This window comes from Cohnella boryungensis, from assembly GCF_042651945.1.
GTDB lineage: Bacteria > Bacillota > Bacilli > Paenibacillales > Paenibacillaceae > Cohnella > Cohnella boryungensis.
Window position 1 is genome coordinate 60,618 of the sequence record NZ_JBHSED010000007.1, and the last position, 26,999, is coordinate 87,616.

The 26,999-nt window shown below is 55.1% G+C and carries 25 protein-coding genes; 7 read left to right on the top strand and 18 right to left on the bottom strand.

The genetic code is table 11. The features are described from left to right. Positions 1–7: 7 nt before the first annotated feature. The 7 genes from ACFO1S_RS06245 to ACFO1S_RS06275 form a co-directional block, all read right to left on the bottom strand. Positions 8–277: a hypothetical protein gene (locus ACFO1S_RS06245; RefSeq protein ID WP_204605423.1), complete on the bottom strand. Its 270-nt coding sequence runs from the start codon at positions 275–277 to the stop codon at positions 8–10. Between the two features lie 43 nt (positions 278–320). Further along, the gene (locus tag ACFO1S_RS06250; RefSeq protein ID WP_378126459.1) at positions 321–1,172 is read right to left on the bottom strand and encodes an inositol monophosphatase family protein; all 852 of its coding nucleotides are present in this window, start codon (positions 1,170–1,172) and stop codon (positions 321–323) included. Between the two features lie 263 nt (positions 1,173–1,435). Next, positions 1,436–2,203 (bottom strand): enoyl-ACP reductase FabI, encoded by a 768-nt coding sequence (gene fabI, locus ACFO1S_RS06255; RefSeq protein ID WP_204605421.1) that lies wholly within the window; start codon positions 2,201–2,203, stop codon positions 1,436–1,438. A gap of 131 nt (positions 2,204–2,334) precedes the next feature. Then, complete coding sequence (gene uvsE / locus ACFO1S_RS06260) at positions 2,335–3,342, bottom strand: UV DNA damage repair endonuclease UvsE (protein WP_204605420.1); 1,008 nt, start codon at positions 3,340–3,342, stop codon at positions 2,335–2,337. A gap of 35 nt (positions 3,343–3,377) precedes the next feature. Next, positions 3,378–3,695, bottom strand: a complete 318-nt coding sequence (locus ACFO1S_RS06265) for a hypothetical protein (RefSeq protein ID WP_204605419.1) — start codon at positions 3,693–3,695, stop codon at positions 3,378–3,380. A 747-nt stretch (positions 3,696–4,442) separates the two neighbouring features. Further along, on the bottom strand, positions 4,443–5,603 hold the full coding sequence (locus ACFO1S_RS06270; RefSeq protein WP_204605418.1) for a D-alanine--D-alanine ligase: 1,161 nt from the start codon (positions 5,601–5,603) through the stop codon (positions 4,443–4,445). A 92-nt stretch (positions 5,604–5,695) separates the two neighbouring features. Beyond that, positions 5,696–6,781, bottom strand: coding sequence for an amidase domain-containing protein (locus ACFO1S_RS06275; protein ID WP_204605417.1), 1,086 nt, complete (start codon positions 6,779–6,781; stop codon positions 5,696–5,698). Between the two features lie 364 nt (positions 6,782–7,145). On the opposite strand from ACFO1S_RS06275, the gene acnA reads away from it, so the two are divergent. From acnA to ACFO1S_RS06290, 3 genes are all read left to right on the top strand, one after another. Next, entirely contained in the window at positions 7,146–9,851 is a 2,706-nt protein-coding gene (acnA, locus tag ACFO1S_RS06280) for an aconitate hydratase AcnA (RefSeq protein ID WP_204605416.1), read from the top strand. 156 nt (positions 9,852–10,007) lie between these two features. Then, positions 10,008–11,069, top strand: coding sequence for a YlbL family protein (locus ACFO1S_RS06285; RefSeq protein ID WP_204605415.1), 1,062 nt, complete (start codon positions 10,008–10,010; stop codon positions 11,067–11,069). A 154-nt stretch (positions 11,070–11,223) separates the two neighbouring features. Further along, on the top strand, positions 11,224–12,360 hold the full coding sequence (locus ACFO1S_RS06290) for a tetratricopeptide repeat protein (RefSeq protein WP_204605414.1): 1,137 nt from the start codon (positions 11,224–11,226) through the stop codon (positions 12,358–12,360). 60 nt (positions 12,361–12,420) lie between these two features. Here ACFO1S_RS06290 and ACFO1S_RS06295 read toward each other — a convergent pair whose 3' ends face one another. Then, a complete protein-coding gene (locus tag ACFO1S_RS06295; RefSeq protein ID WP_204605413.1) occupies positions 12,421–13,164 on the bottom strand; it encodes an IclR family transcriptional regulator in 744 nt (247 codons plus the stop codon). A 215-nt stretch (positions 13,165–13,379) separates the two neighbouring features. On the opposite strand from ACFO1S_RS06295, the gene ACFO1S_RS06300 reads away from it, so the two are divergent. Further along, positions 13,380–14,399, top strand: a complete 1,020-nt coding sequence (locus tag ACFO1S_RS06300) for an alpha/beta hydrolase (protein WP_204605412.1) — start codon at positions 13,380–13,382, stop codon at positions 14,397–14,399. A gap of 88 nt (positions 14,400–14,487) precedes the next feature. Further along, the gene (locus tag ACFO1S_RS06305; protein ID WP_378126435.1) at positions 14,488–15,738 is read left to right on the top strand and encodes a superoxide dismutase; all 1,251 of its coding nucleotides are present in this window, start codon (positions 14,488–14,490) and stop codon (positions 15,736–15,738) included. A 76-nt stretch (positions 15,739–15,814) separates the two neighbouring features. On the opposite strand, the gene ACFO1S_RS06310 is transcribed toward ACFO1S_RS06305, so the two are convergent. Both ACFO1S_RS06310 and ACFO1S_RS06315 read right to left on the bottom strand, forming a co-directional pair. Further along, positions 15,815–16,891: a Gfo/Idh/MocA family protein gene (locus ACFO1S_RS06310; RefSeq protein WP_204605411.1), complete on the bottom strand. Its 1,077-nt coding sequence runs from the start codon at positions 16,889–16,891 to the stop codon at positions 15,815–15,817. A gap of 152 nt (positions 16,892–17,043) precedes the next feature. Continuing rightward, positions 17,044–17,712, bottom strand: coding sequence for an HD-GYP domain-containing protein (locus ACFO1S_RS06315; protein WP_378126436.1), 669 nt, complete (start codon positions 17,710–17,712; stop codon positions 17,044–17,046). A gap of 97 nt (positions 17,713–17,809) precedes the next feature. Here ACFO1S_RS06315 and ACFO1S_RS06320 point away from each other — a divergent pair, with 97 nt between their 5' ends. After that, complete coding sequence (locus ACFO1S_RS06320; RefSeq protein WP_378126438.1) at positions 17,810–18,790, top strand: tyrosine-type recombinase/integrase; 981 nt, start codon at positions 17,810–17,812, stop codon at positions 18,788–18,790. 1,012 nt (positions 18,791–19,802) lie between these two features. Here ACFO1S_RS06320 and folE read toward each other — a convergent pair. From folE to ACFO1S_RS06355, 7 genes are all read right to left on the bottom strand, one after another. Further along, entirely contained in the window at positions 19,803–20,396 is a 594-nt protein-coding gene (gene folE, locus ACFO1S_RS06325) for a GTP cyclohydrolase I FolE (RefSeq protein ID WP_204605409.1), read from the bottom strand. 15 nt (positions 20,397–20,411) lie between these two features. Then, the gene (locus ACFO1S_RS06330; RefSeq protein ID WP_204605408.1) at positions 20,412–20,672 is read right to left on the bottom strand and encodes a YneF family protein; all 261 of its coding nucleotides are present in this window, start codon (positions 20,670–20,672) and stop codon (positions 20,412–20,414) included. A 123-nt stretch (positions 20,673–20,795) separates the two neighbouring features. Beyond that, positions 20,796–21,821, bottom strand: a complete 1,026-nt coding sequence (locus tag ACFO1S_RS06335) for an HD-GYP domain-containing protein (protein WP_204605407.1) — start codon at positions 21,819–21,821, stop codon at positions 20,796–20,798. Between the two features lie 140 nt (positions 21,822–21,961). Next, the gene (queG, locus tag ACFO1S_RS06340) at positions 21,962–23,116 is read right to left on the bottom strand and encodes a tRNA epoxyqueuosine(34) reductase QueG (RefSeq protein ID WP_204605406.1); all 1,155 of its coding nucleotides are present in this window, start codon (positions 23,114–23,116) and stop codon (positions 21,962–21,964) included. 10 nt (positions 23,117–23,126) lie between these two features. Continuing rightward, positions 23,127–23,765, bottom strand: a complete 639-nt coding sequence (gene lepB, locus ACFO1S_RS06345; RefSeq protein WP_378126439.1) for a signal peptidase I — start codon at positions 23,763–23,765, stop codon at positions 23,127–23,129. After that, the gene (locus ACFO1S_RS06350) at positions 23,762–24,343 is read right to left on the bottom strand and encodes a DUF402 domain-containing protein (protein WP_204605431.1); all 582 of its coding nucleotides are present in this window, start codon (positions 24,341–24,343) and stop codon (positions 23,762–23,764) included. The genes lepB and ACFO1S_RS06350 overlap by 4 nt, the downstream gene beginning before the upstream one ends. A 136-nt stretch (positions 24,344–24,479) precedes the next feature. After that, positions 24,480–24,902, bottom strand: a complete 423-nt coding sequence (locus tag ACFO1S_RS06355; protein ID WP_204605405.1) for a GNAT family N-acetyltransferase — start codon at positions 24,900–24,902, stop codon at positions 24,480–24,482. A gap of 361 nt (positions 24,903–25,263) precedes the next feature. Between ACFO1S_RS06355 and ACFO1S_RS06360 the strand changes: the two genes are divergently transcribed. Continuing rightward, positions 25,264–25,875, top strand: coding sequence for a superoxide dismutase (locus tag ACFO1S_RS06360; protein WP_204605404.1), 612 nt, complete (start codon positions 25,264–25,266; stop codon positions 25,873–25,875). Positions 25,876–25,958: 83 nt separating this feature from the next. Here ACFO1S_RS06360 and ACFO1S_RS06365 read toward each other — a convergent pair whose 3' ends face one another. After that, on the bottom strand, positions 25,959–26,978 hold the full coding sequence (locus ACFO1S_RS06365; protein WP_204605403.1) for a protoglobin domain-containing protein: 1,020 nt from the start codon (positions 26,976–26,978) through the stop codon (positions 25,959–25,961). Positions 26,979–26,999: the final 21 nt, after the last annotated feature.

A 26,999-nucleotide genomic window follows, 5' to 3' on the forward strand; every position in this document is an offset into this window, starting at 1 on the left:
GCTCCTGCTAGAGGGAGCGTCCTTCTTTCGATTCTGTCGGCTGCTCCGCGGCGGTCTCCGCCGGTACGGACTTGTACCTGTCGTCGACCTCGCGAGCCATGGTCCGATAGGCTTTCGTCTCTTCGACGACCGGATCGTGGCTCGCCTGAATACGAATTTCCCAACGGGGAGGCAGCTGCTTCGCCGCTCTTGCCTCCGCTTCCTCTTTCCCGGCTTCCCCGGGCTCTTCCGTCAGCTTGCGAGCCAGCAGCTCTTCGGCTTCCTCATGATCCAACATCCTCGCCTCCTTGCTCTTCTAGGATGGTCGAAAGACCCGCTTCTCATGTGTTAACCGCGGCTTGCAGCTCCTGAATCAGCTCTTCGTGAATCCATCCGTTCGTCGCCGCCACATTGCGCACGGCAAGCCGGTACGGTCCGTTCTCCATGTCCGACATCCGGCCGCCCGCTTCCTCAACAAGCAGCGCCCCTGCCGCAATATCCCATGCGCTCAGGTTATGCTCCCAGAAACCGGACAATCGGCCGGCTGCGACATAAGCCAGATGGAGCGCGGCCGAGCCGGCAACTCTCAGATTGCGGACCTTAGGGGCCAATGCCTGCATGTTCTTGAGATTGGCCGGCAAAGCTACGATCGGATCAGCCGGGAACCCCGTCGCGATCAAGCTTTGGCTTAGCGTCTTTTCCGAAGAGACGCTCATCTTGCGTCCATGCACGTAAGCGCCTTTGCCCCTTTCGGCAACGAACAGCTCGTCTCTGGACGGATCGTACACGACGCCGACGATAACTTGTCCGCGATAGGCCAGCGCGATAGACACCGAGTAGAAGGGGAAGCCGTGCACATAGTTCGTCGTCCCGTCCACCGGATCGACAATCCACAAATACTCCGCGTCGCCCATCTCCTCCAACGCCTTGGCCGACGCCTCGGGGCCGGGCTCTACACCCTCTTCCCCCAGAAAAGAATGGTTAGGGAAATGGGTGGCAATCAGGTTGCGGATCATCCGCTCCGCACCCTTATCTACTTCCGTCACGAGATCCTGCATCGAATATTTCGTATCCAGCTGGGTGATGCTGCCGATTTTGCTCTTGATCCATTCCCCGGCTTTGGAAGCGCAATTGACCGCTACGGCGGTAAAGCTTTTTCCGCCGATTATGTTTTCCGACGGGCTCACGTCCATCATCTCATCCCTCTAATCTTCGAAATCGTTTGCAAAGGCACGGGTTGTCCTTGTCTTATCATATACGAAAAGGGGGTCGGACGGTTGCGTTATTCGCACAGCAGCGGCATAACCGTCCCCGCCTGACTTTCATTCATCATAACATATTCCGATGAATTCGGCAGAAGAGCACCGCCGGGCAACGGAAAGCATCGAACCCCCGAATAAAAAGCCTCCACCGCCGATCAGGGCGAGGGAGGCACATTAGCGCAAATAGCAAAGGATTAACCGACAATACTATAGCCGTTGTCTACGTGAACGACCTCGCCCGTGATGCCCCGAGCCCAAGGGCTCATTAGGAACAGGGCGGTATCGCCGACATCCGAGGCTTCCGTATTGCGGCGAAGCGGAGCCTTCTCCTCAACCTGCTTCAGAATCGTATTAAATCCGGCAATGCCCTTCGCCGCCAGCGTGCGCACAGGCCCTGCGGAGATTGCGTTCACCCGAATTCCGTTCGGGCCCAGATCGCTTGCCAGATAACGCACTGAAGCTTCCAGCGCGGCTTTGGCTACGCCCATCACGTTGTAGTTCTGCAGCGTTCGCTCGGCCCCGAGATAGGTCAGGGTAACAATGCTGCCGCCTTCGGTCATCAACGGATACAGCCGTTGTGCAACCGCTGTCAGAGAATAGACGCTTACATCGTGAGCCAGCGCAAAACCCGCGCGCGACGTATCCACGTACAGACCGTCAAGCTCTTCGGATTTGGCGAAGGCAATGCAGTGGGCCAAGCCGTGCAGCACGCCCAGCTCTTCCTTCAGACGCTCGGCCAGCGCCGCGATCTCCTCATCGGAGGACACGTTGCACTGCATCGTCAGAGAGCCCTCGATCGTATTGGCCAGCTTCTTAACGCGCTCTTCCACGCGTTCGTTCTCGTATGTAAACACCAGCCGCGCCCCTTGGGACGCAAGCGATTGCGCGATGGCCCAGGCGATGCTGCGCTCGTTGGCAACCCCCATGACCACGATGTTCTTGCCTTCCAGCAAACCGTTCATTCGCGGAAATCCCCCTCTTCGCAAGTAAGGCTGCTTCTCCGTCTCATTGCAACCGGACAAGCCCTTCAATTCCCAACGTACCTTATTTCCCCAGCGAATGCAACACTGAAATGCGGTCCGCCCGGCCTGCTTCACCCGATCTCGATGCTCGCGCCGTCTACGACGCGAACCGCTTCTCCCGACGACTCCAACGCGTTGAAATCGTCCATCAATCTCAGCAACGCCTCATCCTTCCGCTTGGCCTCGATCATGACGTCCAGCACCGGAGCGGATCCCGCTATGCCGTGAAGAAATGCCAACAGCGGCTCCACATCGAGATAATCCGCATGGCCTCGCGGATCGGACACGCTTTTGGGGCTGGAGGCATGAATCTTCGGAGGCAGCGCAAAGGCGGTATTCGCGTGGGCGACGTTCCAGGCGAGCTTGTCCCATGTCCGCAGGATTCTCGGCCACAGCGCAAGGGCTTTCTCTCCGCCGGGATTGACGGCATGATGATGAATATCGAGCACCATGGGGACCTCTACTTCCTCGGCAAGCGCGAGCGTCTCCGCTGCGGTGAACGTTTTGTCGTCGTTTTCCAGCGTGATCCGGTCTCTGATCCTTCGGTCCATGCGGCAGAACTGCTCGACGAATCGCGCTCCCGATGCCTCCTTGTCTCCGTAGCTCCCCCCGACGTGAATGTTGTTGAGAGCCCGTCCGTCCAGTCCCATCGCCTCGAGCATTCGCACATGATGCTCCAGATCGCGCACCGACTTGCGAAACACGTCCTCCCTGGGCGTGCTTAGCACCGTGAAATGATCGGGATGAAAAGACACCCGCATATCGTGCTCCCGCACAAAAACCCCGACCTCGGCAAATGCCTGCGCCAAGGCGGGGTAGGGGTTCCAATCCCGCAGCTCCTCATGGGTGACCAACGGAATCAGCTTGGAGGTCATCCGATAGACGCGCACGCCCAGATAGCGGTTGTGCTTCAGCAGCCGCAGCGTGTTGCGCAGGTTCTCCTGCGCAATCGCCTCCAGACGTCGCAGTCCCGCTTCGCGATTGTCGAGCTTGGAGAAGCTCGCCATCGTCATCGTTCTCGAAGGAGAGGCATTCTTCAGCTCCATGGACATTGCGACGTATCCGAATCGCACCCGCATTCCATTCGCCCCCCCCGCAGTCTGGCTTACGGGTTCTAGGATTGCTCTCCGAAGAACATTTCATGTGCGAGCGCCGTTTGGACTCTCGATTCCTCTTCCGTCAAGCGCCGTACTAGCTCCATCTCGACCTGCGTGATTTCCTCGCCTTGGAAATTGATTTCCGCGATCGACACCAGAATCCGCACGATTGCAACCGCCTGATTGTCCGGCGAATAGGCAATCACCTTCTGTCCCGTCGGATAAACGCGAAACTGCTTTTTGACCATTTTGCCCCGGCCATACTCCAGAAGCTCGTATAGCTCCTGCTCCGATTTGAATTTGCACACCGAATTGAATTCCGTTTGAAAGCCCATCTCGAATCCTCCCCACTCAGACTGTCATCTCATCCGTTTCTGACGCTTGAAGGATGACCCTGTAGACCTTCATTATACCCTCCCGGCATCGCACAGGAAAAGCCGAACGGCGTAAGCTGTCCACAGATTTGGCCAATTCTGCTGTAGACGCGGCGCCTTTATTCCGGGCGCGGAGCGTTTTCCACATGTGCATAAGCTCAACGCATTCGGTTTTCGCGCCTATCGGATACAACTTATGCACAGTTATTATTGTTTTATTCACAATATTCAATTATTTTTCCACAGAATGCTCCGAGTTCTCCACAATATGAGGATAACGAAGGTGGTCTGAATCTTAGCCTTTCTGCTCGTTTAACACAAAAAATGGGGCTGGCTCAAAAGTGCTAAACTTTTGAGCAGCTTCTTTCTTTTTTATCGAATATGGTTTTGCGGGCTTGTATCTCCTACCGGTGGCTGTTGCATTCTTGAAATTTTGAATTTGTAAACTCGTAACGAGGAAATTTCACGACTGCAAAGGCCAACGCTCCGCTCCTCCAGGAGATGCATGTCCTCTTTTCTCATCGATTGAGGTAAGAAAAAGCCCACAGAAACGCAAAAAAAATCGCTATTTGGTAAAATGGAGGTATCACCCAACCATTCCCAAAGGAGCGATTTCTTTATACATTTATATACCATGGACCAATGGATCTTGAGGAAGACATCCCTGAAAATCATCTTTGAGTCAGCCTCATTCGGCGAAATGCTCGTTTATTCTGCTTCGTCTCCGCCGTAGTCGATAGACTGGCGCTCCTGATGGCGTTCAAGCGCGAGCTGAATCAGCGTATCGAGCAATTCGCGATAGGAAACGCCCGACTCCTTCCACATCAGCGGATACATGCTGTAAGGGGTAAAGCCCGGCAGCGTGTTCACTTCGTTGATGAACAGCCGCCCGTCGCTGCGGCGCAGGAAGAAATCCGCGCGGCACAGCCCCGAGCCGTCGATCGCGCGGAAGGCCTGAACCGCCATCTCGCGCACCGCTTCCGCCGTCTCCGGCTGAATCTCGGCCGGGATCACCATGACGGACTTGCCGTCAACATATTTGGCCTTATAATCGTAGAACTCGTTAGAGCTGCAGATTTCACCCGGCACCGAAGCGCGGGGAGCATCGTTCCCCAGCACGCTCACCTCGATCTCGCGCGCATCGACGAACTCCTCGACGATGACCTTGCGGTCATAGCGCAGCGCCTCTTCGATAGCGGCCGTGAGCTCCCCGCGGTCGCGCGCCTTCGAGACGCCGACGCTGGAGCCCAGATTCGCCGGCTTCACGAAGCAAGGATAACCCAGCTCCTCCACATTCGCCAGCACAGCCTCGCGGTCGCTGTTCCACTGATAGCGGATAAAGTGACGGTAGCCGACTTGAGGGAGTCCGGCTTGGGCGAAGATCATTTTCATCGCGACCTTGTCCATTCCGACGGACGACGCCAAGACGCCCGCTCCCACATAAGGAAGCCCCGCCATCTCGAACAGCCCTTGAATCGTTCCATCCTCCCCGAACGTGCCATGCAGCAACGGCAGCATCACATCCATTCGGCGATTGCCATTCGCGGACGACTGCCCGGCCGGAACCTGCTCTGTCATCCCTTGAAGGACGGGCAGCAGAGCGCTGCCGCCGGAGAGGATCTCCTCCTCGTTCTCTGCGGTTCCGTCGGTCGCGGAAGGAGACGAGAATTGGAGCTCCGCAACCGTCGACGGAGGCGCGTTCAAGACCGGTCCCGATCTCCATTGCCCCCGAGGCGTAATATAGAAAGGAATCAATTCATATTTCGCGAAGTCGAACGCCTTCAGCACGGCCAATGCCGTCTGAAGCGATACCCGGTGCTCTCCCGAGCGCCCTCCGTACACAAGTCCGACGCGTATTTTATTTCCCATAACGTCATTTCCCTCCGGATAGTTCGGCATCGGCGCTCATCAAGGGAAGCAAGCTCCCAAGCAGCCTCCCCATCGCCCGAATGCGCTTTTCATTAAAATTCGTCCGCAATATGGTAAAAATGATAGCGGGTGTTGTCCGTCCATGCATACGAATCCTTGTAGTCCCAGTACCGATGGCGGCTGCTTACCGTGTTCGCATTCACGAGCGGCATTCCGTCCGGGGTAAATGCGGTTACGATCGTACTGTGGCCGACGCGGCCATTGCCGTCCCAATCGTAGCAGATGACGTCTCCCAGCTTCAACTGCTGCGGCTCCGACACCGTCTGCGCCCGAAGGCCGTAAGCGCGCGGATCGCCAAGATGTCGCTGCAGCGCTCCCGCGACCGCCCAACTGAAGCTCCACTGCTCTTCCTTGTTGGCATACCCTTTGTACCACCAGCCCGAAGACCTTCTCCCAGTATAATTCATCGGCGCTCCGCCTGCATAGACGCACTGGGAAACATAATTCGTGCAGTTGACCTCGAAATTCTCGTAGGCCGGATTCGGCTCGTTCCACCATCTCTCGGCATACGCCACTGCGGCTTCGCGTCGATAAGGCAGCCCCCTGCTTCTTCCTGCGTAATCGCCCCAGCCGTCGTCGCGCGGGTAATGGCCCGCATATACCCTCGTCTTGGCGGCGGACAAGGCAGCCGGATTCAGGTACGGCGCGGAAGGTACAGCCGGCTGCTTCTCTCCGCCCCACGCATCCTGATAGTCGTCGGGCTCCAGCGGCTCGTCGCTTGCCGGACGTTCGCCGGGAATTTCTTTTACGGCATCCAACCGCCACGCCTGACCGGAGCGAACGAAGCGGACCCGTTCCCTCTCTACGCGCTCCTCCGACCAGATCTGATTGCGCTGCTCGACAACCCGCACCAGATGAATCGACAGGTCCGCAGCCGCTTCCCCCCTGAGCACCTGGGAACGCTCGATTCTCACTCTCATCTCGCTTCGCGTCGTCCGCATTCCCTGCTGCTCGTCTCTTCTCGCCGCCAGCAATACCCGCTCATTCAGACGCTCGCGATGCCGCCGATCGGGAATCGCCTCGCTCAGTAGGCGGGAATCCGCATGCAGCGCGGCTTCGTTAATCGCGTTCACGTAACCGTACAACGCTTGCTTCCAATCGGTTTGTTGACCGGACATAGGGAACACCTCCGAATCCGCTTGCTCGACAAGCATGCGTCAGACTTCGTCACCTCCATCTTATGCGGCGTTTTGTCATTCCATGCCGCGCCTCGCCCGGCTCGACAAGACGCCGCTCGAAGCAGGGATGAAAACCAGGCTCGTTGCGGCATTCTAATGGAACGGCGTTTGCGGATTTCCCTTTGAAATCGCTCTCGGATCGAGGGCAACGTCTTTACGGAGAATCGACAACAAGGTATACTACAACCATAGAGTATTTTTTGAAATCGCGTTTCACAGAATGAAACTGATACTCATTCTCAATTAGCTGCGATTCCTGAAAAAATACGTCAGCATTACGATTACAATCTAGGAGGTTACACACTTGTCTAAATTCCCTTATCAAGTGCAAACGCAACTGCAGTCATCCGGTAATTCCTACCGCTACTTCAGCTTGCCGGCGCTGGAAGAGCAAGGCGCAGGCCCTGTCTCCAAGCTTCCTTTCTCCATCAAGGTGCTGCTGGAAGCCGCCGTTCGCCAGTTCGACGGCCGCGCCATTACGGAGGAGCACGTCAAGCAGCTGGCGACCTGGACAGAAGGCCGCGAGGACAAAGAAATTCCGTTCATCCCTGCCCGCATCGTTCTGCAGGACTTCACGGGCGTACCGGTTGTCGTAGACTTGGCGGCTATGCGTGAGACGGTTAAGCAAGCCGGCGGCGATCCGAAGCAGATCAACCCGCTCGTGCCCGTCGATCTCGTTATCGACCACTCCGTCATGGTAGACGCATTCGGCAGCTCGGATGCTCTGCAATATAACATGGATGTCGAGTTCGAGCGCAATGAAGAGCGCTATCGCTTCCTGCGCTGGGCGCAAACCGCGTTCGACAACTTCCGCGCCGTTCCTCCGGCGACAGGAATCGTGCATCAGGTCAACCTGGAGTATCTGGCCTCGGTTGCCGCAACGAAGACGAAGGACGGCGTAACCGACGTTTACCCGGATTCCCTCGTCGGTACGGACTCCCACACCACGATGATCAACGGCCTTGGAGTCGTCGGCTGGGGCGTAGGCGGAATCGAAGCCGAAGCCGGTATGCTTGGTCAGCCGCTTTACTTCGTTATGCCTGAAGTCGTCGGCTTCAAGCTTAGCGGCAAGCTGGCGGAAGGCGCTACGGCTACCGACCTCGCGCTGACCGTTACGGAAATTTTGCGCAAGAAGGGCGTTGTCGGCAAGTTCGTTGAGTTTTTCGGCTCCGGCCTTTCCAATATCAGCCTGGCCGACCGTGCTACCGTTGCCAACATGGCTCCGGAATACGGCGCTACGGTAGGCTTCTTCCCGGTTGACAGCGAGACGCTGAACTACATGAGACTGACGGGTCGCGACGACCAGCAGATCGAATTGGTGGAAAGCTACTATAGAGCCCAAGGCATGTTCCGTACGGACGACACTCCGGACCCTGTCTTCACCGAAGTGCTCGAGCTGGATTTGTCCTCGATCGTACCGAGCCTTGCAGGACCTAAGCGTCCTCAGGATCGCGTCGAGTTGACGGCGATGAAGAAGTCGTTCAACGAGAGCATCCGCACGCCAATCGAGAAAGGCGGCTTCGGCTTGTCCGACGCCCAAATCGAGCAAAGCGCGGAAGTTAAGCACCCGAACGGCAAGACGACCAAGCTCAGCACTGGCGCTGTCGTAATCGCAGCCATTACGAGCTGTACGAACACGTCCAACCCGAGCGTTATGATCGGCGCAGGCCTCGTTGCCAAGAAAGCCGTCGAGCGCGGCTTGACGAAGCCTGAATACGTGAAGAGCTCCCTGACTCCGGGATCTCTCGTCGTCACCGACTACCTGAACAACGCAGGCCTGCTTCCTTACCTGGAGAAGCTCGGCTTCTACGTTGCCGGCTACGGCTGCGCGACCTGTATCGGCAACTCGGGTCCGCTTCCGGACGAAGTCAGCGCGGCAATCGCCGACAACGACCTTACGGTAGCGGCAGTGCTTTCGGGCAACCGCAACTTCGAAGGCCGCGTCCATGCCCAGGTCAAAGCGAACTATCTGGCTTCTCCTCCGCTTGTTGTCGCTTATGCGCTCGCCGGAACGGTCAACATCGACCTGACGAACGACCCGATCGGATTCGATGCAAGCAACAAGCCGGTGTACTTGAAGGATATTTGGCCGACGAACGAGGAAATTCAGGAAGCGGTCGCCGCTTCGTTGACGCCGGACATGTTCCGCGCTAAATACAAGAATGTCTTCACGCAGAACGAGCAATGGAACAAGATCCCTGTTCCGCAAGGCGAATTGTACGAGTGGGACGAGAAGTCCACTTATATCGCGAATCCGCCGTTCTTCAAGGACCTGGCTCCGCAGCCGGGCGATATCTCTGACATCAAGAGCGCTCGCGTTATGGCGTTGATGGGAGATTCCGTTACGACGGACCATATCTCCCCTGCCGGCAACATTAAGGCCGACAGCCCTGCGGGCATCTACCTGCTCCAGCATGGCGTAGACAAGAAAGACTTCAACTCGTACGGCTCGCGTCGCGGCCACCACGAGGTCATGATGAGAGGAACGTTCGCCAACATCCGTATCCGCAACCAGGTCGCTCCGGGAACGGAAGGCGGCGTAACGACTTACCTGCCTACGGATGAAGTAATGTCCATCTACGACGCGTCGATGAAATATCAGGACAGCGGTACGAACCTGATCGTCATCGCGGGCAAAGAATACGGCACCGGCAGCTCCCGCGACTGGGCGGCCAAAGGTACGTTCCTGCTCGGCGTCAAAGCCGTTATCGCCGAAAGCTTCGAGCGGATTCACCGCTCCAACCTCGTCGGCATGGGCGTGCTTCCGCTGCAATTCCCTGCGGGTCAAGGTTGGAAATCGCTCGGAATCACCGGCCGCGAGACGTTTGAAATTACCGGCCTGTCCAACGACGTTACACCTGGCCAGACAATTACCGTGACGGCCAAGCGCGAGGACGGCACAACCTTCGACTTCCAAGCAATCGTTCGTCTGGATTCGATGGTCGACGTGGATTACTACCGCAACAGCGGCATTCTGCAAACCGTATTGCGTCAGATGATGGCTCAATAATCGCAAAGCCTTGCAAGCCGTTAAAAACCTTCGCCCTCCCGGCGAAGGTTTTTTCCGTTCCCGGCGGGGACCTTCTGTTTTTGTTTCCAATGGCCTACATAAGGTATAATGATTCCACGTTCTAGAAAACGCATAATGAAACTGGAGGCGAACCGGTTGCTTACGAAGGAACCCGCGAAACGACTGTCTTGGCTGCGCCGCTACCGGACGACCATCCTCATATTTGTCCTTACCCTGCTATTCGTGTATGCATTCCTAAAGCCATGGCCTTATATGATCTACAAGCCCGGCACGGCGGAGCCGGTTCACCCCAGAGTGGAGACCGGACACAAGCTGGATGAGAAAGGCGCCTTGCTGTTTACGACCGTCTCCACGCAATCCAACCCGAATATTATCGATATTATCTATGCCAAGCTGAATAAGCATATGGAGATCAAATCCGAAGAAGTCGCCACGGGCGGCGCGACCAATCTGAGCGCTTACCGCAATCTCCTGTCTTGGATGCGCGACAGCTCGGAAGCGAATGCCTTGCTGGCTGCCTATACCGCCATGGACAAAACAATCGACGTGCAGCCGCAGGGCGTTATCGTCAAAGCGCTGCTGCCGGATTCCAAAGCAAGAGCGAGCGGGCTGCAGGAAGGCGATATTATTACCCGGGTAGACGAGCAAGAGACGCTGACCTCCAAAGCCCTCTCGGAATATTTAACGTCGAAAAAGCCAGGCGATCAGGTAACCGTGTCCGGCACGCGAGGTGAAGAGAAGTTCGAGACGAAAATACCGCTCATCTCCATGGCCCCGGACAATCGGACCGGCATCGGCTTCCAGAACGAGACCGTCTTGAAGGTTACGCCTCCCGATCCGGTCAAGTTCGACTTCGCGGATACCGGCGGCCCTTCGGCCGGTCTGATGATGACCCTGGAGATCATCGCGCAATTAACGGGGGAAGATCTTACCCGCGGCTATCGAATCGCCGGGACGGGAACGATCAGCGGCGACGGAACGGTCGGTCTCATCGGCGGCATCAATTACAAGCTTCTAGCCGCGGACAGGGAGAAAGCGGACTATTTCCTGGTTCCCTATAGCGAGCAGAACGATTCGAACTGGACGCTAGCCGAACAAACGGTTGAGAAATTCAACCTCAAGCCCAAGCTAGTCAAGGTTTCGACGCTGCAAGAAGCGGTAGACTTCCTGAAGCAGCTCACTCCTAAGCCAGCCTAACATTCCCTGCTCGCCGCCCTCGCAACTAAGCCTATGCGCTTTGCTCGCGGGGGCCTTTTCATGAAATCGCATTTCCTTATTTTGCTTTGACAGCCATGACATTCGATGGTAGCATTGGCCCATATTATTCAAGTTCATAAAAGAGGGATGATGGATGAAAAAATGGCAGAAGTGGCTGATGGCCGCGCTATTGGCGTTCTTCGTCTTCGAAGGCTCGCAGCCCTCGGCTTCGGCAGCCGCTGCGGAAGCCTCCAGCCCTGCGTTCGAGCCTGTTAACCTCGGACAGCTGAAGGATGGCCAACAGCTATTCAGCAAGATCGGGAAGTTCACGACGGATGCCCTGGAGATGTACGAAGAGGATGCAGCGGCAGTAACTGTGGAATCTTTCTATGAGGTGGATCTTGGAAATTATCCGAAAGGCTATACGCGGCAATTCATCGCTTTCCTGTTCAACTACGAATGGATCGAGCTGGTTCTGATCGCCACGAACGAAGACGCTTCGAAGATCACGCTTCTGGATCGCGCCGCCACCAGCGAGGACGGCGATATGTTCATCAACACTGCCAAGCTGGAATTCTCGACCACAGGCAATCAGATCGACGTCTGGAGCCAAGCTCCCTTCAGCGCCTTCACTTCCTATGTTTTGTTGGAGTGGTCTGGAAGCAGGTTCTATGTTGTCAGCCACGAGTATGATGATCCGACAGAGGCATTCTACGAGGAGAAGCAGCGGCTTCTGAAGGCGAAGGATGTGCCCGGCTTAATCGAACTGTACTCCGACGACTATCCCATGTATCCGGGGGCGTACGAAAAGCATTACACCTTGGCCTCGCCCACTTTGAAGCTCGCGCATCAGAAGGCCCTGCAAATGCAGAAGAGCAGCTTGAAGACCGCCATCGAGTATTTGGAATTCGGTCTAACACAATACGCGGATACGTATTACGGAACTTCCGACTACAGCAAGGGCAAGCTGACCAAGACGGACATCTACAATCCAGATGCCGCCTATGCGGACTCGCAGCTCAGCGTAAGCGTCTATGCCGGAATTCTGAACGACTATGGCTACTTTCTGTCGCTTAACGGCCAGAACAGCAAGGCAAAGCTCGTCCTGGCGAATGTGATCAAGCTCGTGCCAAGCCGCACGGTAGCCTATCTCAACATCGCCGATGTCGAATGGGCGCTGGGCCAGCGCACGGCAGCCAAGAGCCACTACAAGCAATATTGGAAGCTGCTAGGCAGCAAAGCGTCCACCGTTGTTCCCAAGCGCGTTAAGGAACGCATGAATGCAAAATAGAACAAAATCAGGGCAGTTCGGTTCTTGACCGAACTGCCCTTCATTATGAAGTAAAATCGCTTATCCCGAGATGGTGCCCATCCGATGGGCCGCTTCCATGATCGCAGGCGCATACTCGTGCATGCGGTCGGGAGTCAGCCGATTGGAAGGACCGGACACTGACAGAGCGGCGACCAATTGTCCGGAGCGACTAAAGATCGGCGCCGATACGGCTGCCGCTCCCGGCTCGCGCTCCTCGAAGCTTGTGGCGTAACCGACGGTGACGATCTCATCCAGCTGCTTGCCTACCGTGCTTCGGTCCAATTGGGAAGGCCAAGCCGGGTCGGATAGAATCGCTTCGCGAACCGAAGCCTCCGCGAAGGCGAGCAGCACCTTGCTGGATGCGCCGACCGACAGCGGCAGCCTCGCGCCTACGGTAGCCACGCGGCGAATAGCCTGCTTGCTCTGAACGGCCTGAATTCTGACACGCTCCGCGCGATCGCGAATATATAAGCTTACCGTCTCGCCCAGTTGGTCTCTCAATCTCTCCATCTCGGGCAGCAGTGCGACGGACGGATCGTCCGATCGCCACAGATTGGCGGATAATTCGAGAACGCTTAGACCGAGCCTGTATTTGTCCGTGGCCGCATCCCGCGAGACGAACCCCTTGTCCTCCAGAGTGGCCAGCAGGCGATGCACCGTGCTTTTGTGCAAGCCGACCTGTCCCGCGATTTCGGTAAGCCCCCATTCGTGTCCAGAGGCGAAGCACAGCAGCACCTCCAGTGCCCGTTCCACCGCTCGTACCGTTTTTTTCTCCTCTTCCATGCTCGTATCCCTCCTTTGAAACCGTTTCACTCTATGAAACCCTGTTACATCCAGTATAACGCATACTTTTCTTCCCGTAAATGTTGGAAGCGCTTTATTACAATTTGATTACATCCCATTTACAACTCGCCGCAACGCATTGACGCTACTTATGGCACATTTTACGATGGAATTATTCATCTTCCCAGCGCATACCTGAAGCGAGGCGATCCCCGATGACATCCCTGTCCACACCCTTTTCCTATCCCGGTCCGGAAGCGGCTGTTTCCATCACCTTCTCCCAGCGCCGAATCGGCGGCAGGCTGGGCAGAATCGCTCTGAATCTATTTGTAGCCGTCTCGTGCCTCTTGACCGCGCTGTTCGTCGGCTTCCATGCCTATGCAGCTTATCTGTTCTCCCATCCGCCTGTCGCGGCGCTGGCTTCGAACCCTATGCTCGCCAAAAATCTGGCGTATTCAGAAGTTACGTTCCCCAGCGAAGACGGGAAGCAGCAGGTTGACGGCTGGTGGATTCCCTCCGAAGAGAGCCGGAGCACGGTCGTGTTGAGCCACGGCTTCGGAGCCAACCGGGAGGAAGCCTGGGTGCCCATGTACGATCTCGCCGAGCTGCTGCATGGTCTGCAGTATAACGTTCTGATGTTCGACTACGGCTTTGCCAATCCCATGCGTTCGGCTCCCGCAACCGGCGGCGTTACGGAATCCAGGCAACTGATGGGCGCCATCCAATTTGCCAGAGATCAGGGCAGCGACGAGGTTGTCGTCTGGGGCTTCTCCATGGGCGCGGGAACCGCTCTGCAAGCCGCCTTGCATTCCGCCGCAATCGACGCCATGATTCTAGACAGCACCTTTCTTCCCGATGAAAATACCCTTTACGCCAATATTCAGAACTATGCGCCTCTTCCGAAGTATCCGACTGTCCCGTTGATCCGCTGGTTTTTCCCGTACATGAGCGGCGTAAGCCTCAGCGATATTCCGTCCGCGGAAGCTCAGCGTACCGATTATCCGTTCCCGATTCTGCTCATACACGGCACGGCCGACGACAAATCTCCGACCTCTATCGCGGAGAATGTCGCCAGCTCCCAGACGAACGCTTTATCGCAGCTCTGGGTCGTTCCGGGCGCCATTCACGAGATGATCTTCCGTACGCACACGGAGGAGTATGTCCAGCGAGCCTCCGCCTTCCTGAATAACGTTCAATTGAAAAGGGCGCTTGCGCAGGATTCATCTGCGATATAGAGAAGCTGCAAGCATGAATTCCCCTCCACTCGCATAGGCTGGCTACGAAGTTCACTTCGGACCGCTAGGAAAGGGAGGGGTATACGGCATGCCAACCGTTCCATCCATGTACGGCAGGATCGATCCTCGCCGATTGTTAGAGGAACTCGCGATATGGAAAGCCCAAGAGCGAGAGCACATATCCTCCGTTCGCAAGGCGGCTCCCGTGCTGGAGCCTGTTTACGACCAATGGCTTGCCGACTGGGAGCAGGTGCTGGGTCGGACGCGCGAGCATGTTCTGCAGCTTCAAGAGGCTTCCGAATCCAAGGCGAGCGACGGCGATCCCTCGTCCGGGCTATATTCCGGATTGCTAGGAACGGCACTAAGACAGTCCATGGAACTAGAACGGCAGCTGCAACTTTTCGGCCAACACAGCCAAGCGCTGTCTCGCCTGCCTTCCTCCCATGTCGTCTTCTCCTACTTGAACAGGCAATTTGAGTTCGGCCGGGATGCGCTTAACCAGCTGCATCGATCCGGAGCGCTTGAGTCGGATGAACGGCAGCCCCAGGAGGAAGACCTGCCCGATGGCTACGAAGGGCCGGAGCCTGCCGATGCCCCGCTAAGCAGGCCGCCCCTGCAAGGGCCCGCCCTCTCTCAGGAGCGCGAGGACCCGGGCAGACCCGAAGGCACCTGGTCCAATCCGACAGGAACCGGAAATCTATCGATGGGCTCCCCTGTTCCGATCGGCGGACATACCCTCCCCCCTCTTCCTTATTCCTACAAAGCTCTGGAGCCGTATATCGACGAGAAAACGATGCGCATTCACCACGACAAGCATCATCAAGCATATGTCAACGACTTGAACAAAGCGGAGAAGAAGCTGGAAGAGGCGCGACGCACAGGAGATTTCGAGCTGGTGAAGCATTGGGAGCGCGAATTGGCCTTTAACGGGGCAGGCCACTATCTGCATACGCTATTCTGGGATGTGATGTCGCCCAGAGGCGGAGGTAAACCCTCGGGTCCTCTGCTCGAGGAAATCAATCGCAGCTTCGGCAGCTACGACGCGTTCAAGAAGCAATTTTCAGAAGCGGCAGCCAAGGTAGAAGGAGGAGGCTGGGCCATTCTGGTCTGGAGTCCGCGGAGCCATCGGCTAGAGATTCTGACGGCCGAGAAGCACCAGAACCTGTCGCAGTGGGATGTCATCCCCTTGCTGCCTCTGGACGTCTGGGAGCATGCTTATTATCTCAAGCATCAGAACGATCGCGCAGCCTACATCAAAGACTGGTGGAACGTTGTCAATTGGCCTTATGTCGCGGATCGCTTCGCCAAGGCCAGAACGATCAAGTGGACACCTTATTAAAATCAGTTACAATAAATAAGGTTAAGCTGCGGACTGCGCAGCTTAACCTTATTTTCGTAGCCGCTCGGCGAAGGAGCTAGAGACTCCAGTCGAGCTTGACTTCCCCGCCCGTGCGAGAGGATTCGTAGATGGCATCGATGATCAGATTACTGCGCAGACCGGTCTCCGCAGAAGTCCAAGGCGCCTTCCCTGTGCGAATGCAATCGAGAAAGTGGCGGCTTAATCTGACCCGCGCGCCTTCGTCATCCTCAGGCGGCGCGAAAGGGATGTCTACCGTCTTATCGAAGCGTTCGGTAAGGAACTTGCCTTCGCTGCCGCGCAGCACAGCCCCGCCTTCCGATCCCATCAGATGCAGGAAAGGCGCGCTGTCCGTGTCCATATGAACGGCCCAGCTCACCTCCAGCGTAAGCGAGGTGCCGTCCTCCATCTTAATGATGGCCGTCGCCAGATCTTCAACATCATAGATTCCGTTCCAATCCGGCTTGCCCCAATTGCCGATTCCTTTTTTGCGGGGACCGAATTCCGCATACGTTGATCCGTATACCGAAACCGGCTTCGGTTCTCCCATCAGGAAAAAAGCCAAATCGAGCATGTGTACGCCGATATCAATCAGCGGCCCGCCGCCGGATTGCCCGTGCTGCGTAAACCAGGTTCCCCAGCCAGGGATGCCTTTGCGACGATACCAGCCGGTTTTCGCCGTGTAAATCTTGCCCAGCTCCCCGCGGTCAATCTGTTCCTTAACCGTCAAGGAAAGAGGCTCCCAGCGCATCTGATGGGCGACCATAACGACCTTGCCCGATCGCTGCTGGGCTCTGACGATATCCTTCGCTGCCGCGGCATGAAGTCCCATCGGCTTCTCTACCAGCACATGCTTGCCGTGTTCCAGCGCCAGAATGGTCAACGGCGCATGAGCCTGATTCGGCACGGCGACGATTACCGCATCGACATCATCCCTGCCGATGAGCTCCTCAGGGGAGGCCGCTACAACGGGAATGCCGTATTGCTTGGCACGCTGCTCCGCCAGCGGCAAATAAGTATCCGTTATCGCCGTAAATTCGCACTCTGCAATCAGCTTTCCGAATTCCTGAAGATGTACGTTGCCAATGTTGCCCGCGCCGATTAACCCAATGCGAATTTTAGATGATGCCGTCATGCTGTTCGATTCCCCCATTAATTAAGTTGGCTTGTTAAGCGCTTACTCTCATCATAAGCGAAAACTGTTCTCCGCAGACATGACCATATTGGCTTACTTCTTATGGTCTTTTGCCTGAAAAGGCTATGATGAGATGGGGGAGCGCGTCCATTCTAATGATCAGTGAAATAGATTCTTCCGACATCGCCTGCCATAGGGATGAATTTCTCGACAAGCTCGGGATCGAATTGGGTTCCCGCATGCTTCTCCAATTCGAACATGGCGTCCTCTATCGTTCTTTTGCGACGATACGGACGAGGGGAGAGCATGCTGTCGAAGGCGTCCACAACGGAGCATGCCCTCGCCAGCAAAGGAATTTTCTCTCCCTTTAAGCCGTAGGGATACCCCTCGCCGTCCCAACGTTCATGGTGATGGAGAATCAGCTGCACGATCTCGGCGCCGAGCAGAGATTGATTTTGCAGCAATTCCACGCCGTATTCCGGATGCTTGCGAATCAATGCCCATTGCTCGCCGGTAAGAGGATTGATGTTGTCCAGCACGCTGTTAGGGATCAGCAGCTTGCCCAGATCATGAATGAAGCAGCCTCTGACCAGCATGGAGCTAGTGGCCGCATCCAGATTCATTCCTTGGGCAAGCTTCTCGCTTAACCAAGCGACCCGTACGCAATGGCGATACGTCGCTTCATGCTTGCGTTGCAGTAGCCCCATCTTCTCTGAGGCATCAGATTGAATATCATCGAGATTGTGGGATAAATCGTTTAATGCCCTTAATGTTCCGATCATGCTCGCACCTGCTTCCCCGAATGTAACAACCTGCTGCATTCATTGTTCTCCAGAGCCTAACCGATATATTGAACATTCCCGCATCGGATAGTCGCACAATAACTGTTATACGACATCACAGAGGAGGAAACGGAACATGAATATGAGAATGTTGGAGCGGCATGCTATCATCCCGACAGTCCGCGAATTTGCACCTGTTGAGGAGGGTAAGTATGATGATGACCAGATCGTCGAGATGTTCATCGCCGTATGTGGTCTCTCGGAGCAAACGCTTCGCTGCTACAGAAGGGCGATCGAACGTTTCCGCGCATTCCTCCCCCAGATTTCCTTCAAGGATGTAACTTGGAAAGAGGTCGAAGCCTACAAGCTCGCTTTACAGCGAGGGCTGGCAGGCTATTCGGGCAAATCGCTTTCCCCCGCCAGCATTGCGGCTTTGATCGCGCCTCTGAAATCGTTCTACAAATGGGGAAGCGACATCAATGTCGGAATTTTTGCTAGAAACCCTACAACTTCGGTCCGCTTGCCGCAAGTTAAAATTACGAGCCGCAAGCACTACCTGACGAAAAAGGAAGTCGGCTGTCTGCTGCAGCAACTGCAACGTCAGAGCCTGCGCAACTATCTGATCGGACTTTCACTTGTCACGCTGGGTCTCCGGGTCTCGGAGCTTGCCGGGGTCAAATGGGAGCATTTTCACACGGATCCTCTGGGTGCCTCCATCTGGCTCAATATTGCCCGCGGCAAAGGCGGGAAAACCCGTGACGTGAAGGTGCCGGTCGCCCTTTGGTCTATCTTCCAGGAATATAAACGAAGTGTCGAGCAAGCTCCCGGATTTGACGACAGCTTCGTTGTTTTTCCCATTACCACTAGACAAATCGAGCGAATTATTCGACACGCCGGCACCCTCGGTATTCAGACAAAATGCCCCACACCCCACTGGCTGCGGCACACGAATGCGACATTGGCCTTGTTAAGAGGCGCATCTTTGCAGCAGGTTCAAGAAACGCTGGGACATACCCACATCAATACAACGCAACGCTATCTGCACACTGTTGAACAAATAGGCAAAGCGGCTCCCGACTTTGTAGAGGAATTCCTGATGGATTTTATCGCACACTAAACTTCACAAAAACACAATCCGACAAAAATAGCATTTAGGGGTTGAATAATCAGGTCATTTAGCCTAATATTTAAACCATTGAGAAGAAAATTTTGGGAATATAGTGACCTAAAGTCACGGGTTCGATGTCGTATAACAGTTATTCTGCGACATCAACGACTACAGCATACCTTCGCGGAAGGTGAGTCTCAATTAATTATTTGTCATATTCGCTAAGGTCTAGCAGCTTTACTTACATATACTTGGGCTATCTCCTCTTGTGAGTTATTTTGGAGAAAGCCCTATTTTATTTATCCCGCTAAACGATAAAATAAACATATTGCAATTCCTTGGCCAATTTTTATTTCGACTAACTCGGACTACTGCCCCCCTATACCACCCAACCTGCCGCTTTTAGTTCGACTAACCGCAACTATTGCTCCCTCCACCTGCCAACCTGCCGCGCTTAGTTCTGCTAACCGCAACTATTGCTCCCTCCACCCGTCAACCTGCCGCGTTTAGTTCTGCTAACCGCAACTATTGCTCCCTCCACCCGTCAACCTGCCGCGTTTAGTTCTGCTAACCGCAACTATTGCTCCCTCTACCTGCTAGCCTGACGCGTTTAGTTCTGCTGACCGCAACTATTGCTCCCTCTACCCGTAAGCCTGCCGCGTTTAGTTCTGCTAACCGCAACTATTGCTTCCTCTACCTGCAAGCCTGCCGCGTTTAGTTCTGCTAACCGCAACTATTGCTCCCTCCACCCGTCAACCTGCCGCGTTTAGTTCTGCTGACCGCAACTATTGCTCCCTCCACCCCCCCCACTTGCCGCGTTTAGTTCTGCTGACCGCAACTATTGCTCCCTCCACCTGCCAATCTGCCACGATTAGTTCGACTAACCGCAACTATTGCTCCCTCTACCTGCCAACCTGCCGCGCCCCGCTCGCTCAGCCGAGGACTTCCATACAGGAAAAAACGCCCGCGATGGCTCGCGGGCGTTGGGACGGCGCCGATATCGACGCCAGTTGCTATCTGGTTACCTATTGAGAAGCTCCAAAAATTCAGACCGAAGAGCCGCGCTTTGGCGAAATTGTCCCCGAACAGCGGAAGTAACCGTCTTGCTGCCGGGCTTCTTCACGCCCCGGGCACACATGCACAGATGCTCACCTTCTACGACGACCATGACTCCGTGCGGCTTAAGCACTTCCTCCAGGATATCCGCAACCTGCGAAGTGATCCTCTCCTGCACTTGCAGCCTTCGCGAGACAGCCTCGACCAATCTCGCCAGCTTGCTTAAGCCTGCAATTTTGCCGCTGGGAATATAGCCGATATGCACTTTGCCGAAGAATGGAGCCATGTGATGCTCGCACTGGCTATAGTATACGATATCCTTTACGATCACCAGTTCCTCGTGCTGCTCGTCGAAGGTAACGCCGAGAACGTCCCGCGGGTCCACTTCGTATCCGGCGAAGATTTCCTCATACATGCGCGTTACGCGAGCGGGCGTTTCGAGAAGCCCTTCCCGTTCGACATTCTCGCCGATCAGCTTGAGAATTTCCCGAATGTGGAACTCGATCTGATCGCGATTGCGGCCAACCTGGGTGTTGACGTAATCTTTGGTTCCTGCCATGGACAGTGCCCCCTGCTATCTGCGGAACTTAGGGTTGTTCCTGTCGTGTCCGCCTTGATTTTGCTTACCACCGGAAGCTTGGTTTTTCATCATTTGCTGCGCCTTAGCAATCTGCTGATTATTCATATTGTAGCCCATTTGCTTGGCCATCTTCTGCAGCATCTCCGGGTTGCTCTGCATCTTCGTCATCTGGTAACGCAAGTAGAATACCCCGATGATAACCCCAACGATAATGCCGACGATTAGCGTCACTATCGGAATAATATAGGACCACATTGCCGAACGCCTCCGTGCTTCATAATAAGCCCCCGCCAACGCCATAATCCGTCGCAGCAGGGCTGTCGTATTATGATAGCATGGCCGTTCTTCCCGCGCAAACGAAAATGTCTATTCGACCCCTTAAGACAACACGGATTCAATGAATAACGTCGGATGCTGCGCCAGATCGAGCTCGCTGTAGCCTACCGCATCTTCGCCTTCCTTGTCGATGACCCGAACGACCGGTCTTCCCGGCAAGCCCCGATGCTGTCCGACGACAACGCCGGTCTGGCGGTTGGACAGCTTCACCGATATTCCATTCGGATAGATCGAGACGATCCGCATGAACTGGACGAGCACTTCGTGATCCAGCAGCGTGTTCGAATAGGCATTGAGATTCTCGCAAGCCTCGTGCGGCATAAGCGCCGGCGTATCCTCGTTCTGGGGATAAATCATATTATCGTACATGTTGGCGACGGCCGTGATTTTCGCGTAAGTGTGAATATCATCTCCGGTCAACCCCCTCGGCACGCCGCTTCCATCAATGGCCTCATGGTGCTGGAAAGCCACATGCGCGACCAGCAGGCTGTATTCCCGCTTGTTCTTAAGCAGATCGAAGCCCCGCCAAGCGTGGTGGAATCGTCCTTCCTCCACCTCCGGAGCATCCAGCTTGCCGATGTCATGCAGCAGCGCTCCGATGGCCAGCTCTTTCAGTTGCAGCATATTAAAGCCCATGTTCACGCCCAACAAAGAAGCAATCATGCACACATTCATGGCATGAAGGAATTTGGCGTTGTCCGCTGTTCGAATATCGGAAAGATGAATAAGCAGATTTTGATTTTTCAGCACATCCTCTAGCAGCTCGTCCACCGACTGGCTTACCGCTTTTGTGCTGAATGTTTTGCCGGAGCGCAGCTGCTCGAACGTCTCGGACATTTGGTATATAACCGCTCGCTTCGTCTCCTCCGACAACAGATCTTCATGGGAAATGTCGCGATACAGGGGATCATCGATGTAGACGGTCGTTACCCCGATTCTTTTCAGCGTACTGATCATGAATACCGTGAGTTGCACGCCTGTGGAAAGCAGCACCGCGCCATTCGAAGAGAAGATCGTTTTACCCAATATTTGACCCGGCTCCACCGCTTCGATATCGACTAATCTCATGATTCTCTTCTCTCCCGCTCTTTTGCTCAATATTTCTGTCTTGATGCCCTCAGCCTCAAACTATAAGCTATATTTCGGCAAAAAAGAAGCCGAAGTGAATGGACGGGCGTTGAAAACCATCTCATTTCCTCGGAAATAATCTAATTCGCGTCCTGTGCGGACAGCGCCCGGTCGATTGCCGCCAGCACCTCGGCGTCTTTCTCCTCCGGATATGCGGAGCGCAAGCACTCCACCGCCTCGGCTGTCCCGATCCTGCCCAGCGCCCAAGCGGCTGTAGCTCTCAGCTCCGGCCGGGGATCGTTTCTGAGGACGTTGGCAACATCGGGGACCGACTCCTCGTCACGGAAATTGCCAAGCCCAATGAGGGCGTTGCGTTGAATCGGCTTGCGTCCGCGCCAGGCGGCCGAGCTGGAGCCGAACTTCTCCTTGAATTCGCGGTTGCCCATCGCGAGCAGCGGCCGCAGCAGCGGCTTCGCGACCTCCGGATCGGGCAGCAGCTCGGGATGATGCCGGATGTCGATCTTGCGGTTGACCGGACAGACGATTTGACAGGTATCGCAGCCATAGAGGCGGTTGCCGATCTTGCGCATCATTTCATCTTCGACGAACCCTTTGGTTTGGGTAATAAAAGAAATGCAACGCTGCGCATTGAGCTGTCCGGGTCCGACAAGCGCCCCTGTCGGACAAGCATCGATGCATAGCGTGCAATCCCCGCAGCCGTCGGGCAATGAACTGTCCGCAGGCAACGGAAGGTTGGTGATCACCTCGCCCAGATAAACCCATGACCCCAGCTCGGGCGTAATGATCGAGCAGTTTTTTCCGCTCCAGCCGAGGCCCGCTCTCTCCGCCACCGCACGATCCGACAGTGCGCCCGTATCGACCATGGAGAGCAGCTTGGCTTCCGGCAGACGTTCCAGAATCCACGCCGACAGGTTCGCCATTCGCCGTCTCAGCGCCTGATGATAATCCTCTCCCCAAGCAGATCGGGACAGAATGCCCCTTCTCTTGCCCGGCTCCGATACCGGAGCGTCCTTCAGCTTGGATGGATAAGCTACGGCAATGGCAATAATCGACTTCGCGTCCGCCATGTGGAGAGAAGGGTCTGTTCTCAGATCGAGATCTGGCTCCTCGAATCCGGACTCATGTCCAAGCTCGCGATGGCGAAGGAGCCGTTCCTTTAATTCCAGAAACGGCTCTGCTGTCGTAATGCTCAACTTATCGATTCCCAGTCCCGGGGCTGCAGCAATCAGCTCTCCCTTGAAGCGACTCCAGAACGCAATATCCTTGTTTACCATCCCTGCAACCTCACAGCTGCTTCAGGCGGCTGATCGGCCAGACTATAAAGTCGGCGCGTCCCTGGATCAGGTCTTTCGGCACCTCCTTGAACGCCCGGCTATCCTTGCTGGCGTTCATATGCCGATTGTCGCCCATTACGAAATAGTGATCGGCGCTGACCGTGATCGGCCCGAAGTCCCCGTCCTCAATCTTCGCGTCCGTATAAGGCTCCACTTTCAGTTCGCCGTTAATATAAAGCTCCCCGCCGCGAATTTCCAGGCTGTCCCCGGGAATTCCGACGATTCGCTTTACCAAATATTCCTTGCCTTCTCCGTTCTCGCTCGGCTCCTTCAGAATCACGACATCTCCGCGCTCCAGGCTTCCGAATCGCAAAGCGATTTTGTTCACGAACAGCCATTCGTTCTCGTGCAGCGTCGGCTCCATGGACACCTTCTTAACGGTCGACAGCTGGAATACGAAGGCGCGCAGCAGCAGCACGACCGCCGCAGCGATCAACAGCGCTTTGGTCCAATCCCACAATTCCTTGCGCCATCCGCTTAATCCCGGTTTATAGGCCTTTCGCTCTTTCGGAGGCTTGGCCGCTTTCTGCGGCTTGGAAGCCGAACGCAGCCTGCTCCCGGGAACAGCCGTTTCCATATCTTGTGTCAAGGCGCTTTCCCCTCTTCCTCAGCTTTCCTGTGTCGTTTCCATTGCTCGTAATAAAATAAGACCAGGTTATCGTCGAATGGAAAATGCTTTCCCGCAATGGCCGCCTGCAGCGACTGCAAACCCTGATTGATTCGCTCTTCGACCGCTTTGCCATACCGATATTCTTGTTTATGATGGACGTACTCCTCCCGGTCGAGCTCAAGCATCGTTCCGTCAGGCAGAACCACAACGTCCAGATCGTAATCGATATAGGTCAATACATGCTCGTAACGATAAGGCGGAGATGCCAGGTTGCAATAATAACGAATGCCGTCCTCGCCGATTAGCGCGACGACATTGTACCATCGTTCCGGCAGGAAAAAGGAAACCGCCGGTACCCGACTGATCCATTCCCTTCCGTTGCCCTCCACAATCTTCGTGTATTCATTAATCAGAATCCAGGCCTGCCCTGACGATTGTCCGGGATACAGTCTGTCCTCCGGCACTTGCCAATTCTCCAGCCACATGCGATGCAAAGAGCCGTTATGCTTGAAGCTCTTGATCACGCGGCTCTCGTATCCTCGATCGGCGCTTTCCATTACGGCCCGTCCCTTCGCGGTTCTTGTTGGTGTAGGCCGCCAATTGTTCACAGCACGCGCTACTATAAGAAAAGCATATCTTCCCGCCAAAAGCAATGGCGCAAAAGATATGCTCTCCTGTTTCCGTCCGCCCGGATTAACCGGCCACAATCGCAAGCGGCTGCGTTAACTGAACTATGTCTGTCGACTTTAACCCCAGCGAGTCGTAGAAAGGGCGAAGCACCTCGTTATGCTTGTCCTCCGCGACAAGAACCTTAAGTACATTCCGTTGACGGAACCGATTCCTCATATGTGACACAAGCTCGCGTCCCACGCCCTGGCGCCTGAATTCATTCCGAACGGCGATGCGGTAGACGTAGCCCTTATGTTGATCGATCGTTCCAATCAATACACCGACGATGCTGTCTGCCGATTCCGCCACGAGCACCAGATCGCTGTCCCAAGACAATTGGCGGGCGAAAGCTCCCATCGTCTCTTCACAGCATTCTTCCGACAAAACTTCTTCAAGGAGTTCCGCAACCAACCTGTAGTCTGACAATTGGAATGAACGAATCTGCATGCTGTCATTTCCCCCGGGCATTCAGTTTAACATTCAGTTAACAGTCTCTTCATTTTACGACAATTTAGCGAAAATTCTAGTTCTTTTCTTAAAAAAATCAAAATTTTTTTTGTAAAATCGCTAGAAAACATGATGTAAACGCTTTAATTTGACGATTCTTCTGTAATGCTTCAGAAAATTGGGGGAAATTGCCGAATTTCCGTCGATTACGGCGCATATTCATGCTCATATCGGGAATTTTAAGGAGGTCGATGACTTTTTATACATTAATGTTGATTTAATCGAAAGGATATTGGATAATAAGAATTGTCAGCAGATCAGGCTACATATTTGAAATTCAACTATTAGGAGGTTTTTACCCATGGCACACGAATTACCAGCTCTCCCTTATGCAACGAACGCGCTTGAGCCGCACATCGATGCAACGACTATGGAAATCCACCACGGCCGTCACCATAACACCTACGTGACGAACCTGAACAATGCTTTGAAATCCGCTCCTGAGTTGGAAAGCAAAAGCGTCGAAGATCTGATCTCCGACTTGAACGCCGTTCCTGAGAGCATTCGCACCGCGGTTCGCAACAACGGCGGCGGTCATGCCAACCACAGCCTGTTCTGGAAAACGATCAGCCCAAGCGGCGGCGGCCAGCCTTCCGGCGCTCTTGCAGCAGCTATCGACAGCGAGCTGGGCGGCTTCGATAAATTCAAGGAATCGTTCGCGGCAGCGGCTACGACTCGTTTCGGCTCCGGCTGGGCATGGCTGGCGCTGAGCAAAGACGGCAAACTGAAAGTATACAGCCTGCCTAACCAAGACAGCCCGATTATGGAAGGCGACACTCCGCTGCTCGGCCTTGACGTATGGGAGCACGCTTATTACCTGAAATATCAGAACAAACGTCCGGAATACATCGGAGCTTTCTGGAACGTCGTGGACTGGAACGCAGTCGGCGCGATCTACGACTCCGCGAAATAAGCCTATCGCCCTAAAAGCCCGCAAGCCGCGATCCTCGCGACTTGCGGGCTTTATTCAATCCTTCGTAATTGATCCCTCAGTTCTTAATGCAAGCTCTCCTCATGCTCCAGCAAGCCGTTCAAATCCGCAGCGACGGTATCGATCATATGGACGAACGATGCCAGCTCCTGCGAGCTTGCCGCCTGCTCTCGGGAAAATTTCACCGTAACCTCGCTGCCGTGCTTCACCTCATCCAAGGAGGCGCGAATCTCTTTAAGCTTGCTTTGAATCGTTACCAAAGCCTGCTTGGAGTTAGAGGCCAGCTTGCGAATTTCATTGGCAACCACCTCGAAGCCGAGACCTGCCTCTCCGGCTCTTGCCGCTTCCAGAGCGGCGTTCAAGCCGATCAGATGCGTCTGGTCGGAGATTTCCCTCATGGCAGAGCCCAGTTCATTAATCTCGTCGATGCTGCTGGACAACTCGCCCACTTTCGTATGGCTCGTCTCTTGAACGTTCGCCGTGTGGGAAGCATTCGTCGCGACCTGGTTGCTGCTCTCGCTCAACTGGACCATCATGGAGGACAGCTCCTGAACGACGGAGCTTACCTTGGTCAGCATGTATTGACGGGCTTCGACCAGCCTCCCGATTTTCGCCTTCTCGTCTTCCTCATAAGCCTCAAGCACGATCTGGGAGTCCAGATTGAACAGCTTGCTTAACGCATGCGTCACCTGAAGCCACTCTTGGGGGAGAATCCGTTTCAGATGGTTGGTGGCGATATCCAGGTACAAGACGTAAGTTCCCAGATACCAGCTTGTCGTCAGCCCGATTTTGGAATGAACCTTGCCGATGTACAGGCGTCTTGCGAAAAACTCATCATCGATTACGCCTGAGGTCAGAGACTGAAAGTACCATCTTTGCGTCCCTTTTAATTTCTCGATCGTACTGTGGGAGTGGATAAGCTCGGTCAGCTGCGGCCAAGAGGTAATCTTCGCGTATAACTCGTCTACGACCGCGTCCGTGATCTCAGCGAACTCGGACTGCTTCGATTTCAGGATTGCCAGATCCTCTTCCGTAATGCCGATGTAATTCAATTGCTCTCGTCTGTAACCGTTAACATGAATCAATCCGCGTCTACCCCCTGCTAG